General features: G+C 68.2%; 10 protein-coding genes. 3 read left to right on the top strand and 7 right to left on the bottom strand.

All coding sequences use genetic code 11. The features are described from left to right. Positions 1-50: 50 nt before the first annotated feature. Complete coding sequence (locus AC4D2R_RS02715) at positions 51-1040, bottom strand: DUF5996 family protein (RefSeq protein WP_490937217.1); 990 nt, start codon at positions 1038-1040, stop codon at positions 51-53. Between the two features lie 368 nt (positions 1041-1408). On the opposite strand from AC4D2R_RS02715, the gene AC4D2R_RS02710 reads away from it, so the two are divergent. Further along, positions 1409-1756 (top strand): UBP-type zinc finger domain-containing protein, encoded by a 348-nt coding sequence (locus tag AC4D2R_RS02710; protein ID WP_490937215.1) that lies wholly within the window; start codon positions 1409-1411, stop codon positions 1754-1756. A gap of 19 nt (positions 1757-1775) precedes the next feature. Here the strand turns inward: AC4D2R_RS02710 and trmB are convergent, their stop codons facing one another. Continuing rightward, on the bottom strand, positions 1776-2672 hold the full coding sequence (trmB, locus tag AC4D2R_RS02705) for a tRNA (guanosine(46)-N7)-methyltransferase TrmB (RefSeq protein ID WP_490937213.1): 897 nt from the start codon (positions 2670-2672) through the stop codon (positions 1776-1778). Positions 2673-2733: 61 nt separating this feature from the next. Then, positions 2734-4002 carry a M20 metallopeptidase family protein gene (locus AC4D2R_RS02700; protein ID WP_490937211.1) on the bottom strand — a complete coding sequence of 423 codons (1269 nt, stop codon included), beginning with the start codon at positions 4000-4002 and terminating at the stop codon, positions 2734-2736. Between the two features lie 334 nt (positions 4003-4336). On the opposite strand from AC4D2R_RS02700, the gene AC4D2R_RS02695 reads away from it, so the two are divergent. Together AC4D2R_RS02695 and AC4D2R_RS02690 are read left to right on the top strand one after the other, a co-directional pair. Next, positions 4337-6001 (top strand): DEAD/DEAH box helicase, encoded by a 1665-nt coding sequence (locus AC4D2R_RS02695; RefSeq protein WP_490900667.1) that lies wholly within the window; start codon positions 4337-4339, stop codon positions 5999-6001. 194 nt (positions 6002-6195) lie between these two features. Then, the gene (locus AC4D2R_RS02690; RefSeq protein ID WP_490900669.1) at positions 6196-6642 is read left to right on the top strand and encodes a YccF domain-containing protein; all 447 of its coding nucleotides are present in this window, start codon (positions 6196-6198) and stop codon (positions 6640-6642) included. Between the two features lie 3 nt (positions 6643-6645). Here the strand turns inward: AC4D2R_RS02690 and AC4D2R_RS02685 are convergent, their stop codons facing one another. The 4 genes from AC4D2R_RS02685 to betT are packed head-to-tail and all read right to left on the bottom strand — an operon-like array spanning position 6646 to position 13899. Further along, a complete protein-coding gene (locus AC4D2R_RS02685) occupies positions 6646-8631 on the bottom strand; it encodes a penicillin-binding transpeptidase domain-containing protein (RefSeq protein WP_490937209.1) in 1986 nt (661 codons plus the stop codon). Between the two features lie 44 nt (positions 8632-8675). After that, entirely contained in the window at positions 8676-10274 is a 1599-nt protein-coding gene (locus tag AC4D2R_RS02680) for a GMC family oxidoreductase (RefSeq protein ID WP_490937207.1), read from the bottom strand. Next, a complete protein-coding gene (locus AC4D2R_RS02675) occupies positions 10271-11764 on the bottom strand; it encodes an aldehyde dehydrogenase family protein (RefSeq protein WP_490937205.1) in 1494 nt (497 codons plus the stop codon). Before AC4D2R_RS02675 ends, AC4D2R_RS02680 begins: the two co-directional genes overlap by 4 nt. Continuing rightward, positions 11761-13899: a choline BCCT transporter BetT gene (gene betT / locus AC4D2R_RS02670; RefSeq protein WP_490937203.1), complete on the bottom strand. Its 2139-nt coding sequence runs from the start codon at positions 13897-13899 to the stop codon at positions 11761-11763. The genes AC4D2R_RS02675 and betT overlap by 4 nt, the downstream gene beginning before the upstream one ends. Positions 13900-14141 lie beyond the last annotated feature (242 nt).

Below are 14141 nucleotides of genomic sequence, written 5' to 3'. Positions count from 1 at the left end.
CCTTACCCCGGCGGTTCACCGGCGCGCCGGGCGGCCCTGCTGACGGCAGGTCAGCCCGGCTGGCCCGATGCGCTTCCCTGCCCAGCCCCCGCTGCGCCCGGAGGGAGCCGGCCGGGATCCGTCTCAAGGTCTGCGCGGTCCCAGCCGCCGGCCTCGGCCGCCGCTTCGTAGGTGGACTGGAAGAACTCAAGGACGGCTGCATCCGGATCGGGAGCCGCGCGCGCCACCTCGTAGGGGAGCAGGAACTGCCGGTAATCGCTGTTGTAGTAGGCGCCGGCCGGCCGCACCGGGCTTTCGGCATACCCGGCGGTCTCGGGATAGATGTACGAATAGAAGGCGCCCTCCTCCCCGCCGCCCGGCCAGAAGCCGCAGCTGCTCAGCTCCCTCGAGTAGCTCTCGACCATCACCCAGTCCGGAGCGTTCGGGATGCCGCCGGGGTGCGGCGGGGCAGGCCTGCCGGAGAACCGCGTGCACGCCATGTCCATCGCACCCCAGAAGAAGTGCACCGGGCTCACCTTCCCGGCGAAATGCGCCCGGAACTTCTGCATGACCCGGTCCACCTGCATCAGCTGCCGCCAGAAAAGCTCGACCGACGCCCGGTCGTAGGTGCGGTGCCCGTAGTCCTCGGTGAAGGGGACAGCAGGCTCGACTTCTGTCGGCACGGCGCGGATCGATGTCGCAATGCCAAGGCCGGCCAGCGCGCTCATCGTCTCCTCGAAGAACTCGGCCACCGGCTTCGACTCGAGAACCACCGACCCTTCGCGGCCGTCGCTGCTGCGGATCCGGAGAACGTCAGCGAGGAAATCAAACTCCATGTCGAAGTTCCCCTGCCCGTAGGGGATCGAGGATGTGCCGAGGCCCCGCGGTGTCACATAGAGGGGAACATTCCACCAGTGGTTGACCAGCGGGGCGTGCGCCATGCGGATCTTCCCGACAATCTGCAGCCACATGTGGACGGTCTCCCGCGTCGAAGCCCACTCGTCGACCCGCAGCCGCGGCCAGGGCGGAACTGCGGCGGCGTCGGTTCTCGTGAATTCCACAGTGTCCCTCCGAATCTTCGGTCCTAGACGCCGGCTTTGAGGTTGAAGGAGGCCGTTCCCAGCACGACTCCGTGCCCCGCGATGAGAAGACCGTCCGCCAGCACCGTGCCCACCTTTCCTGTTCCGCGGACTGCGATGTTCACTGCTGCTCCTGGCGGTGGGAAAGCGTAATGATGGGGGAAGGTGGTGCGGCGAGTGCCCTCTGGGAGTGCTGCAGGGCCGCCGATGCGCTGCCACGAATGTACGTCCACGGGGTGCCGCGGTAAAGGGGTCACGGCCCGGCTCTGGCACCGGTGGGGCGCAGGGTGTAAAACTAGACGACCGTTGCAGGGCTTTGCTTCACGCCGCCCTGCGGGAAGGACGAAATAATGACCGATGTTACGGGGATTGATCAATCGGCGCCCCCCTCGGGGACGGGGTGCGTGGAATGCCTGACGGCGAACGGCTGGTGGTTCCACCTGCGCCGCTGCGCCCAGTGCGGACACATTGGCTGCTGCGATTCCTCGCCCAACCAGCACGCCAGCTCACATGCCGCTGAGACCGGCCACCCTGTGGTCCGCTCTTTCGAGCCGGGGGAGGAGTGGTTCTGGAACTACACCACCGGGGAGTACGTGAGGGGACCGGAGCTTGCGCCTCCGCAGAGCTACCCGCGGACCCAGCCCGTTCCGGGGCCCGAGGGCCGTGTGCCGGCCGACTGGGTCACGAAACTGCACTAGCTCCAGCGGGCTTTCGTCGTTAGAGGCGGCGGTAAGTGAGGTCGAAGATCATTCGGCCCGCCTCAATGGCCTTGTTCTCGAAGCTGGTCAGCGGGCGGCCCTCGAAGCGCGGGGCCCAGCCGCCGAGCGTGTCGGTGCCTTCGTTCTCTCCGGTGTTTCCGGTGCTGACCGGATCCTTGCCGGCACGCACGGGAGCGCCTCCAACGAGCTGCTCCACCCCGCTCGCCCACACCTGGGTCAGGGGGCTGGCCGCTCCTGTGCGCTCGCCGGCATGGGCGTTTTCGAAGAACGGCGAAGCATCAAGCACCGCGCGCATCTGCACGGCGTAATCGGACCAGTCGGTTGCCAGCCGGAACAGGGAGCCGGGGGCGAGCACGCGCGCGGCGAGCTCAGCGAAGCTTTCCTTCACGAGCCGACGCTTGCGGTGGCGGGCCTTGTGCCAGGGATCGGGGAAGTAGACCCACAGCTCGCTGACCGACCCGGCCGCGAGCATTCCCGCCATCGCCTCGGGGGCGTTGACCTGGGCCACCCTCACATTCGCGAGGTCCTTCTGGCTGATCCTGAGCATGGTCTGCGCCAGCCCCGGCCGGTACACCTCAAGGGCAAGGAAGTCGCGTTCCGGCTCCAGTTCCGCGGCGTGGGTGATCGCCTCGCCCAGGCCCGAACCGACCTCGACCACCAGGGGGGCCCTGCGGCCGAAGGCGGCCTCGGCATCGAACCTGTAACCGGGGTCGACTGAGGTATCGGCCTCAACCCGCGGCACATCGATCAGGTAGTCGGCGGAGAGTTCGGCCCAGGCGTCGCGGCGGCGCCCCTGCAGCCTCGAGCCCCGGCGGACAAAGGAGACCGGCTGGCCGCGGTGGGCTGCGGAAGCGTCGGCCGACGGCGCGTCCTGGGAGTCATGGTCTGTATACATCGGTATCAAGGCTACCGCCCGGGACGGCGCGGGGACGCCGCCCGGGCGGCTGGAACCCCGGTCAGCCGGGTTCGCCGGCGGGGGCAGCGAGCCGCGACAGCGCGAGCTGGGCGTAAAGGGCAGCGCCGTCGGCGAGGACGTTGTCCTCGAACACAGCGCCCGGCGAGTGGTTGAACGGCGCCTCCCTGGGATCCGCTCCGGGCGTCGTTGCCCCGAGGAACAGGAACGTCCCTGGCACCGCCTCAAGAATCCGGGAGAAGTCCTCCGATCCGCTCAGCGGCTGCTCCAACGTGCGGTAACGCTCCGACCCGAACAGGGCTTCGACCTGCCGCTGCGCGTGGAGGGTTTCCGCGGCGTCGGTGACGGTGAGCGGGTATTCGGTTGAGTACTCGACCTCCGCTTCGAGCCCGTGCGCCTGGGCGATGCCGTTGACGAGCTGCGGGGCCCATTCGGCCATGCGCTTCCGGTTTTCCTCCGAGAACGTGCGCACAGTGGCTTCGACGCGCGCGTTGTCGGGAATGATGTTCCGCTTCGTTCCCGCACGCAGCACGCCCACCGTGAGCACCACCGGGTCGAACATGTCGAACCTGCGGGTCACCATCACCTGCAGGGCGGTCACAATCTCCGCGGCAACCGTCACCGGGTCCTTCGCCCGGTGCGGCGCCGAACCGTGGCCACCCGCGCCGCGGACCGTCACCGTCAGGCCGTCCGACGCCGACATCAGGGTCCCGGGGCGGCTGGCAACGACGCCGTTGGGCAGCAGTGAGGACGTCACGTGGATCCCGTAGGCGGCATCAGGGACCCGCCCCGCGGCGTCGAGCACGCCTTCGCGGATCATCACCGCGGCGCCGTCGTAGCCTTCCTCGCCGGGCTGGAACATCAGCACGACGTCGCCGGCCAGCTCGCCGCGGCGTTCGGCAAGCAGGGTCGCCGCACCCGCGAGCATCGCCGTGTGGAGGTCGTGGCCGCAGGCGTGCATGACGCCCTCAACCTGGGAGCTGTAGGGGACTCCGGTGAGTTCGGCGACCGGAAGCGCGTCCATGTCGCCGCGCAGCAGCACCACCGGCCGGGGCCCCGTGCCGGAGGGCGCCGTGCCCCGCAGCACCGCCGTGACCGACGTCGACGCCGTTCCGCAGGTGATCTCGAGGGGGAGCCCGTTCAGCGCTTCGAGGACCTTCTGCTGGGTCCGGGGCAGCAGGAGTCCGATCTCCGGCTCCTGGTGGAGCCGGTGCCGCAGCTCCGTGAGGGAGGCGCTGATGCGGCGGGCGTCATCGAGCAGGCCCGGGGCCGGTTGGGCCGGAGGAGACTGCGGCGAAGCGGGAGAAATCACGGGGGTCCTTCCTGATCTGCGGCGAGCTGAATGGACACGGGTGTGTCGGATCCCACAATCGCAGACAACAGCGCCAATCGGCGGCATTGCGCGCCCGTCCGCGGCCCGTGGTCCGGCGGGCCGCCGTCCGGCTGGTACAGTGAAAGGACATGTCTGCGTACCTTTAGGGTCATTTTGACCCGCACTGCCCGCAGCCTGCGTCGATGAACGCTTTCTTTTGTCCCGCATCAAGCTTCCTTTGATGGAAGCGCGGTGGACACTGTCTGACTTTTCTTCGGCGAACCCCTGTGCCAACCGGCGCCGGGGAAGATGAGAAGAAAGTTCGTGTAAATACATGACTACTTTTGCTGCCCTTGGTGTGCCCAAAGCGCTGGTTGCGAACCTTTCCGCGCAGGGAATCACCGAACCTTTCCCCATCCAGGTCAAGACCCTGCCCGACACCCTGGCAGGGCGTGACGTCCTCGGACGCGGCCGCACCGGCTCGGGAAAGACCCTCGCTTTTGCCCTCCCCATGGTCTCCCGCCTCGCCGAGCAGGAAGCCGCCTACCGGCGCAAGCCCGGACGGCCGCTGGCACTGATCCTCGCCCCGACCCGCGAGCTCGCAACGCAGATCAACAACACCGTTGAGCCCCTAGCCAACGAGCTGGGCCTAAACACCACCGTCATTTACGGCGGGGTTTCCCAGCAGCGCCAGGAGAAGGCACTGCGTGCCGGCGTCGATATCGTCATCGCGTGCCCCGGCCGCCTTGAGGATCTGATGCGCCAGAAGCTGATCACGCTCGAGTCGGTTGAGATCACCATCCTCGACGAGGCCGATCACATGGCCGACCTCGGCTTCCTGCCCGTCGTGAAGAAGCTCATGGACACCACGCCCACCGAGGGCCAGCGCCTGCTGTTCTCGGCAACGCTCGACAACGGCGTTGACAAGCTCGTCAACCGCTACCTGAGCAAGCCCGTGACCCACTCGGTCGACGACCCCCAGGCCGCGGTGACCACGATGGAGCACCACGTGCTGCTCATCGGCGACCAGACCCAGAAGAAGCAGCTCATCGTCCAGCTCGCCTCCGGCACCGGACGCCGCCTGCTGTTCATGCGCACCAAGCACCACGCCCGCAAGCTGGCCAAGACCCTGACCGACGCCGGCATCCCCGCCGTCGACCTTCACGGAAACCTCTCGCAGAACGCCCGCGACCGGAACCTTGCGGAGTTCTCCAGCGGAGACGTCCGCGTCCTCGTGGCGACCGACGTCGCCGCCCGCGGCGTCCACGTTGACGACGTCGAACTCGTCGTCCACGTCGACCCGCCCACCGAGCACAAGGCGTACCTGCACCGTTCGGGCCGCACCGCCCGCGCCGGTTCCTCAGGCACCGTCGTGACGATCACCCTGCCGGAGCAGAAGTCCGAGGTTCAGAAGCTGATGCGCGCCGCCGGCGTCGACGTCGCCTTCGAGAACGTCAAGGCGACTTCGCCGCTCATCGGCAAGCTGATCGGTGATGTCGCGGAGAAGGTTGATCCGCGCACCCGTGCCGCACTGATCGCCCAGCGCGACTCCGCCCGCGGCGAGGGCACCTCCACCGGAGCGAACGCCCAGCGCAAGCGCGCCCGCCGCGGCACCGCAGCGCCGGCAGCCGGCGGACGCGGCGGCAGGGGTGGCCGTGGCCGCGTCTCCGCCGACGCCCAGCCCGCCCAGGGCAACCGCGCCGACCGCCGCAAGGACCAGCCGCAGGCTCCCCGCTTCGGGAGCGACGCCGGGTCAGGCACCGGCGGAAGCCGCCGTCGTTCGACCGACGAGGCCGCAGGCACCCGCAGCCGCAGGCCGGCAACCGGCCAGCGCGCCGGTGACGTCGCACCGCGCCGTCCCGCATCGGGCGCAGCACCAGCGGCCGGCGGCCAGCGCAGCCACGCGCCGTCGTCCGGCGGCAGGCCCGCATCGGCACCCCGCTCCGGCGGACCGCGCCGGGCCACCGCTCCTGCGTCGAACGAACGACGTTCGCGCTAAGCCCTGCCGAATCCGCAGAAAAGCCCCTTCCCGCATGCGGGGAGGGGCTTTTCCGTCTCCGCCTCCCCATCGAGTTGGCAGGTAACCCCCGTTCGGCGGCGCCGAAGCGTGGTGAGCTGCAGTTTCGGCGGGGGTGGCGCCGGGGAAAGAGTGGTTAGCTGCCAACTCGGTGCACCGTGAGCGACAATGGCCCAATGAACACACTCCTGAACGTGATCTGGCTGCTCTTCGGCGGCATTTGGCTTGCCCTTGGATACTTCCTGGCAGGCATTGTCTGCTGCGCGCTGATCGTCACCATTCCCTTCGGCATCGCCTCGTTCCGCATCGGCGCCTACGCCCTGTGGCCCTTCGGGCGCACCGTCGTTGACCGGGGTGGCCAGACGTACTTCTTCTCGACGCTCGGCAACATCATCTGGCTGCTGGTTGCCGGTGTGTGGATTGCCATCGGCCACGTGCTCACGGCCATCCCCATGTTCGTGAGCATCATCGGGATTCCCCTGGGCATCGCGAACCTGAAGCTCATCCCCGTGTCCCTGATGCCACTGGGCAAGGTCATCGTCGAAACCCGCGGCACCCGGCTGCCGCAGTACCAGTTCCCGCAGCAGCCGTTCCAGCCGTACCAGGCCCCGAAGTACCGCTGAGGCTTAGGAGCCGGCTCCGCCCAGGAACGACTTCATCAGCGGCCCGCCCGAGGTTGAGCCAAGCTCCCCCTCCTCGACGAAGACGGCGACGGCGAGGTCTCCCTGCAGCGCGACAACCCAGGCGTGAGTGCGGGGAGGTGTCTCGCTGCCGAACTCGGCGGTTCCCGTCTTGGCGAGGACCGGTTCCCCCGGCACGTCGTTGAGCAGCTGGGCGCCGCCCTCGTTCACCACGGCGCGCATCAGGGTGCGCAGCTGCTCGGCTTCCGCCTTGGTCAGCGCGCTGGGTTTCGCGGGCGTGCTGGACGCCGAGGGCTCCGACGACGGATCCCCCGACGCGGACGATCCACCCGACGGTTCACCCGAGGGCGACGGCGCTGCGGAGGCCTCGGGGCCGGCCCCGCCCAGGAGCGTGGGCGTGACCCGGGCCCCGGCACCGACGCTCGCGGCCATCGTGGCGAGCGCCAGCGGAGAGACAAGCACCTCGCCCTGCCCGATCATCGAGGCGGCGTGCTCCGTGCCGTCGGCCTCGGCGGGCACGGCGCCGAAGAAGGCAGGCAGCCCGATGCTTGCCTCGACGCCGATGCCGAGGTCCGCCGCGGCGGAGGCGAGCTCCTCCTGGGAGACCTTCTCGCGGTTGGAGATGAACCCGGTGTTGCAGGACTGTGCGAAGGTCTGCAGCAGCGGGATGGTGCCCACATACTGTGCCGGGTAGGTGCTCGCGTTGTTGAAGCGGCGCCCTTCGACCTCGAGCTCCGCCGTGCACTGCGTGTCCGTCTCGGGGGTGAAGCCCTTGCGCAGCAGGGCGAGGGTCGTTGCAACCTTGAAGGTCGATCCGGGAGGGTACTGCCCGAGCAGCGCGGTGGGCAGGCCCTCGCTGCCCGGGCCGTTCGCGGCGGTGAGGATCTCCCCGGTGCTGGGTCGGACGGCGACAATCGACGACGGCGACGGCTCATCGGCGAGAACCTTCTCGGCGAGGGCCTGCAGTTCGAGGTCAAGGGTGGTGGCCAGCGGGGCGCCGTCCACCGGTTCCGCGGCGAACAGCTGTTTGCGTTCGCCGGTTTCGCCGTCACCCAGGACGGCCGTGATCTCGACCCCCGGAATTCCCGCGAGCACCTCGTTGTGCTGGCGCTGCAGGCCCGAGAGCCCGGTGATGTCCCCGGCCTTGAGCGATCCCTTCGACTGTTCGATCATTTCGGCGTTTGCTTCTCCGACCGTCCCCAGCACTTCGCGCGCGAAGGTCCGCGTCGGGGCGAGCTCCAGGGTGCCCGGCAGCGCCGACGCCCCGGGGACGTCGTTGATCTGTTCGTCGCTGATTGTGCGGGAGGAATCATCGCGCAGCACGATCGCCTCGACGAACGCCTCCGCACCGGCGGCGGCGACCTGCTCGGCATAGGCGGCGGGATCGATCTCGACCAGTTCGGCCAAGGCCTTGGCCGCTGCGGGGTGGTCGGCCTCGGGGATGCGTGTCTTGTCGATGCCGACCCGCAGGATTGGGCGCTGGGTCACGAGCACTTCACCGTCGGCGCCGGTGATGTCGCCGCGGTCCGCCGGGATCTCGGTGATGTTCAGCCGTTCGTCCGGGCGGAGCTCGGGAGCGAAGACGGCGGGATCCCATTCGGCCTGCCACTGGTCCTCGACCCGGGTGAGGTTCGTCGAGGTGGAGTAGGTCCAGTCCTTGTCGGTGGCGTTGATGTCCCACGTGTACTTGAGCTCGGCGGTGGCGGTGTCGTCACCGGTCGGTTCGACGGCGCCCACGGCGACCTGCGGCTTCAGCGGCGCCACGCCCTCGGTGATCGTGGCGAGGTCCGCCGTGACATCCTCGGCTGCGGCTGCGGTGAACGACGAGCCGGTGACGTCGAGTGCCGACAGTCCCTGGGCGAGCTTCTTCGCCGCGTCCTCCGCCGTTGGGCGGTCGTCCGCGCAGGAAGCGAGCGTGGCGGCGAGCACTGCCGTGGTCAATATCGCTGTTAAGCGGTGAAGGTTCCCCATCAGGCCATTATTGCCGATGGGGAACCTTCGGTTCGCGCAAGAGATCAGCCGGCCGCCACTGTGACGAGCGCCGCGCGGTCCGCCTTGATGAGGTCGGCGCAGCGCTCGCCGATCATCATCGTGGTGATGTTGGGGTTTACCGTTGTGAGTTCGGGCATGACCGAGGCGTCAGCGACGCGCAGGCCCGTGACGCCCTTGACGCGCAGCTGGGGGTCCAGCGGTGACATCGGATCGTCCACGGCGCCCATGCGCACCGTTCCCGCGGGATGGTACACGGTGTTGTGCGTCCTGCGGATGTAGTCCTGGAGCTCCTCGTCGGTCTGCACGCCGATGCCCGGGTACAGTTCCGCTCCCGCCCACTCGGCCATGGCGGGCTGGGCGACGATCTCGCGGGCAAGCCGGATCCCCGCCACCATGACCCGCATGTCGTGCGGGTCGGTGAAGTAGCGCGGGTCAACCATGGGCTTGTCCCGGTAGTCGCGGCTGCGCAGGCGCACCGTGCCCCTCGAGCGGGCGTGGGTGACGTTGGGGGTGAGGCAGAACCCGTTCTCCGTTGTGGGGTAGCCCTGACGGAGGGTGTGCATGTCGAACGGGACGGTCCCGTAGTGGAACATCAGGTCGGGACGGTCGAGCCCCTCCTCGGTGGTGGTGAAGATCCCGATCTCCCACCACTGGGTGGAGGTCTCCGGCATCGGCTTTTTCGCCTCCCACTGGATGACGCCCTCGGGGTGGTCCTGGAGGTTCGAGCCGACGCCGGGGGAATCGACGCGCACCGCGATGCCGCGCTCGGCGAGGTGCTCGGCGGGCCCGATGCCGGAGAGCATCAGCAGCTTCGGTGAGTCGATGGCGCCGGTCGAGAGGACGACCTCGGCGCGCGCGGTCAGGGTGGAGGTGCGCCCGAAGGAGGAGTCGACCACGTCCACGCCGGTGCACCGGTTGTCGGCGTCGAAGGCAAGCTCGCGGGCGCGCAGCCCGGTGAGCAGCGTGAAGTTGGAGCGCTCCATGATCGGGTGGATGTAGGAGACCGACGACGACGCGCGGGTTCCGTCGGCCTGACGGTTGATCTGGAAGAAGCCGGCGCCGTTGATGACCGTTTCGCCGGTGTTGAACCGGGTGCGGGGAATGCCGGCCTGCTCGCAGGCGTCGAGCAGGGCCCGGCCCGAGGGGTCCTCGGCGGGGATGTTCATGAGGTGCACGGGGCCGTCGGCGCCGTGGTGCGGGGCGTCCGGTCCGGCGTCCTCGTTGGATTCGAGCCGCTTGTACAGCGCATAGGCCGTGTCGGCGTTCCAGCCCTCGGCGCCGAACCTGCGCTCCCACTCGTCGATGTCCTCGCGCGGGGCCCAGAAGGCGATGCACGAGTTGTGGCTCGAGCACCCTCCCATGACCCGGGCGCGGGCGTGGCGCATGAAGGAGTTGCCGTTCTCCTGGGGCTCCACCGGGTAGTCCCAGTCGTAGCCGGACTCGAGGAGTTCCATCCAGCGGTCGAGCTTCAGGATCGCCTCGTTGCCGCGGTCGTCCGGCCCCGCCTCGACGAGGGCCACCTCCACGTAGGGGTCCTCGCTCAGCCGGGCGGCGACGGCGGCTCCGGCCGAGCCGCCGCCGACGACGATGTAGTCGAATTCGGTTTTCGTGAGGTCGCTCATGCTGTCTCCTCGCTCACGCGTGCCTGGAACCAGCCGGTGACGGCGGGTTCGATGTTGTGGTAGATGTGCTTGGCTTCCTGGTACTCGGCCAGACCGGTGGGCCCAAGTTCCCTGCCGACCCCGGAGGAGCCGAAACCGCCCCATTCGGCCTGCGGAAGGTAGGGGTGGAAGTCGTTGATCCAGATGGTGCCGTGGCGCAGGCGTGCGGCCACCCGCTGGGACTTCCCGGCGTCCTGGGACCAGACGGCCCCCGCCAGCCCGTAGTGGGTGTCGTTGCCGAGCTCAACGGCTTCGTCTTCGCTGCTGAAGGTTTCGACTGTGACAACCGGCCCGAAGGCCTCGTCGACGAGCACCGAGGAGCCGCGGGTGACCTGGTCGAGCACGGTGGGGGTGTAGTAGAAGCCCTTTTCCAGCTCGCCCTCGCCCCAGGTTCCGCCGCAGCGCAGCCGCGCGCCCTCCTCGAGGCCCTTCTGCACGTAGGCGGTGACCTTGTCGCGGTGGGCGGCGGAGATCAGGGGGCCGGTCTCGGCATCTTCATCGAACGGCCCACCGAGGCGGATCCGCTCCGCGCGCTCCACGAGTTCGTTGACGAACCGGTCGGCAATTGACTCCTCGACGAGCAGGCGCGCCCCGGCCGAGCAGACCTGGCCGGAGTGCACGAACGCCGCGTTCAGTGCATTGTCCAGGGCGGCGTCGAAGTCGGCGTCGGCGAAGATGATGTTCGGGTTCTTCCCGCCGAGTTCGAGTGCGACCTTCTTGACCGTTCCCGCGGCGGCGGCGGCGATCTTCCGGCCGGTCTCGAGGCCGCCGGTGAAGGAGACCATGTCGACGTCAGGGTGTTCCGAGAGCGGGGCTCCGACGACGGCGCCGGGACCCAGCACCAGGTTGGCCACGCCCTTGGGCAGGCCAAGCTTGTCCAGAACGTCCATCATCAGGATGGCCGTCGAGGGGGTGAGCTCGCTGGGCTTGAGAATGAAGGAGCAGCCAGCGGCGAGGGCCGGCGCCATCTTCCAGGCGGCCTGCAACAGCGGGTAGTTCCACGGGGAGATCAGCGCGGCAACGCCCACCGGCTCGTAGACGATCCGGCTGACCACGCTGGGGTTGTTGGCGTCGACGATCCGGCCCGCGTTCTGCCCGGCGAGCTTGCCGAAGTAGGCGAAGCAATTGGCGATATCGTCCATGTCGATCCGGCTCTCCACGAGCCGCTTGCCCGTGTCGAGGGATTCGGCGCGGGCGAACTCCTCCTTGCGCTCCCGCAGTTCAGCGGCAACCCGGAGCAGGAAGTCCCCACGCTCGGGAGCGGGCACCGAAGCCCACTCGCCGCCGTCGAATGCCTTCCGGGCCGCCGCGATGGCGCGCAGGGCGTCCTCCCGGGTGCCCTCGGCGACGGTTGCCACGAGGGCGCCGTCGGCGGGGTTCAGGATGTCGCGGGTTCCGCCGTCGGAGGCGGCACTCCACTCGCCGCCGATGAACAGTGTTGTCTCAGTCACTTGGTTTCCTCCTGGAGGGGAAAGTCGGATTCCCAGTTGTCCTTGGCCGCCTTCTCGTCCGCCAGCGCGGTGTTGCCCGGCGCTTCGCGGTTGAGGTGCAGGAACTCAAGGTGCGTTTCGTAGTGGTCGAGCACGTCGGTGATGACCTGCTCCTTGGTATAGCCGGTGAGGTCGTAGCTGTGGCTTCCCTCAAGGGAGAAGACCTCCATGCGGTAGTACTTCTCGTCAACCGAGGCGCTCCGCGGGGCATACGACGGCGTCTCGTACTGCACCGGATAGATCTGGTACTTGAAGGGGCGCTCTTCGCCGAGGCCGACGTTGAGGTCGACGTGGCGGATTCCGCATGACTCCACGAGGCCGGTCGCGAGGCTGACCGCGGCGCCCTGGGCACGCAGTTCGTCGTGCACCTCCTGGAGAGCGGGCTGGGCGACGGTGTCGACGAAGCGGTTGGCCTGCCGCTGGCCGGGGTAGGTCATGGCGCGGGAGAGGCGCTGACGCCAGTTTCGGCCCCGGCCCTCTCCGGCGCGGCCGGACATAATGCCGGGAAGGCTCGAGCGGTAGCTGTCGGCCAGGGTGTTCTCAACGCGCAGCGCCTTGTACAGGCCGAGCATGATGAACAGCAGCAGGATCGACAGGGGCAGGCCCATGATGATCGTGGCGTTCTGCAGGGTGGTGATGCCGCCGACCATGAGCATGGCCAGGGTGAGGACGCCGGTGGCGACGGCCCAGAAGATGCGCATCCAGCGCGGGCCGTCGGCGTCGGCGTCCTTCAGGTGCGACGAGAAGTTCGCCATGACCAGGGCACCGGAATCGGCGGAGGTCACGTAGAACAGCAGGCCGGTGAAGGTGGCGACGGCGGCGCTGATCGGCGCGGCCGGGTACTGCTCGAGCAGCGAGTAGAAACCGCGCTCGGGCTGGCTCATCGCCGTCTCGCCGAAGGCGGCGCCGCCGCCGAGCACCAGGTCCAGGGCGCTGTTTCCGAAAATGGAGATCCAGAGCAGGATGAAGGCGAACGGCACGATCATGGTGCCGAGGACGAACTGCCGGATGGTGCGGCCGCGGGAGATGCGTGCCAGGAACAGCCCCACGAAGGGCGCCCAGGCGATCCACCACGCCCAGAAGAACAGCGTCCACGCGCTCAGCCACTCGTCGGGCCGGTCGTAGGCGAAGGTGTCGAGGGTCATGCCCGGGAATCGGCTGAGCACGTCGCCGGTGTTCTGGATGATGCCGTCGAGCAGGAAGGCCGTCTTGCCGCTGATGAGGACGAAGAGCATGAGTCCGATCGCCAGGACGACGTTCAGTTCGGCCAGGCGCCGGATGCCCTTCTCCACGCCCGAGACCGCCGAGACCGTGGCCATGACGACGGCGACGGCGATCAGGCCGATCTGGGTGGCAAGACCTTCGGGGAGCCCGAACATCACGTTGAGCCCGTAGTTGAGCTGGACGACGCCGATGCCCAGGGAGGTCGCGATGCCGAAGATGGTGCCCAGCAGTGCGGCGATGTCGACCGTGTGCCCGAGCGGACCGTCGATCTTCTTGCCGAAAATGGGGTAGAGCGCACTGCGGATGCTCAGCGGCAGGTTGTGCCGGTAGGCGAAGTAGCCCAGGGCGAGGCCCATCAGCGCGTAGAGGGCCCAGCCGGTGATCCCGTAGTGGAACAGGGTGAGCACCATGGCCTGGCGCGCCGCCTCGGCAGTTCCTCCATCGCCCTGCGGGGGAGCGAGGAACTGCGTGATGGGCTCGGAGACCGAGAAGAACATCAGGTCGATGCCGATGCCCGCCGCGAACAGCATCGATCCCCAGGTGAACATGCTGAACTGCGGCTTCGAGTGGTCCGGGCCCAGCTTGGTCCTGCCGACCCGCGTCAGCGCGGCGACGAGGACAAAGACGACGACGAGGGTGACCACGAGGAAGTAGTACCAGCCCATGTTCGTCGAAACCCAGCCGACCATCGAGCCGATGACGGCCTCGGCATTTTCGGTCGAGATCATTGCCCAGGCGGCGATCGCGAGGATTCCCACGGCGGAGCCGAAGAAAACGGTCCGGTTGGTTCGGGTTCGGCCGGGTGTCCGGCCCCCGTCGGTGTCAGTGGTGTCCTTGATGGGACCCGGTGGTGCTTCAGCTCTTGTACTCATTCTTCCCTCAGGTTGATGGAGGCAACGCCAGCTAGCGGCCCGCCGTGCAGCACGGAGCCGTGTCCGGTTTGGCGGGCCTAAAGAGGGTATCTTCTGCTCGTGGCAACCCCCGAAACGTTTGATCTTAATCACAGCGCCACGCGGCCAAAGATACAGGCAAAACCCGCTTCGCCGTGAGCGAAGTCCGCCCTGAAGAACGGCGAAAATAAGTTGAGTCAGGTACACTCAACTTAAGCATTTGC

The sequence above is a fragment of the Arthrobacter sp. TJ-217 genome, from assembly GCF_058269255.1.
This window is presented reverse-complemented; position numbering and strand designations above follow the sequence as displayed.

Bases quoted from the DNA above. Each gene is read 5' to 3' on its own strand.
- AC4D2R_RS02690 (WP_490900669.1), top strand. From the start codon at position 6,196: ATGAACACACTCCTGAACGTGATCTGGCTGCTCTTCGGCGGCATTTGG.
- AC4D2R_RS02695 (WP_490900667.1), top strand. From the start codon at position 4,337: ATGACTACTTTTGCTGCCCTTGGTGTGCCCAAAGCGCTGGTTGCGAAC.
- trmB (WP_490937213.1), bottom strand. From the start codon at position 2,672: ATGTATACAGACCATGACTCCCAGGACGCGCCGTCGGCCGACGCTTCC.
- AC4D2R_RS02685 (WP_490937209.1), bottom strand. From the start codon at position 8,631: ATGGGGAACCTTCACCGCTTAACAGCGATATTGACCACGGCAGTGCTC.
- AC4D2R_RS02710 (WP_490937215.1), top strand. From the start codon at position 1,409: ATGACCGATGTTACGGGGATTGATCAATCGGCGCCCCCCTCGGGGACG.
- betT (WP_490937203.1), bottom strand. From the start codon at position 13,899: ATGAGTACAAGAGCTGAAGCACCACCGGGTCCCATCAAGGACACCACT.
- AC4D2R_RS02680 (WP_490937207.1), bottom strand. From the start codon at position 10,274: ATGAGCGACCTCACGAAAACCGAATTCGACTACATCGTCGTCGGCGGC.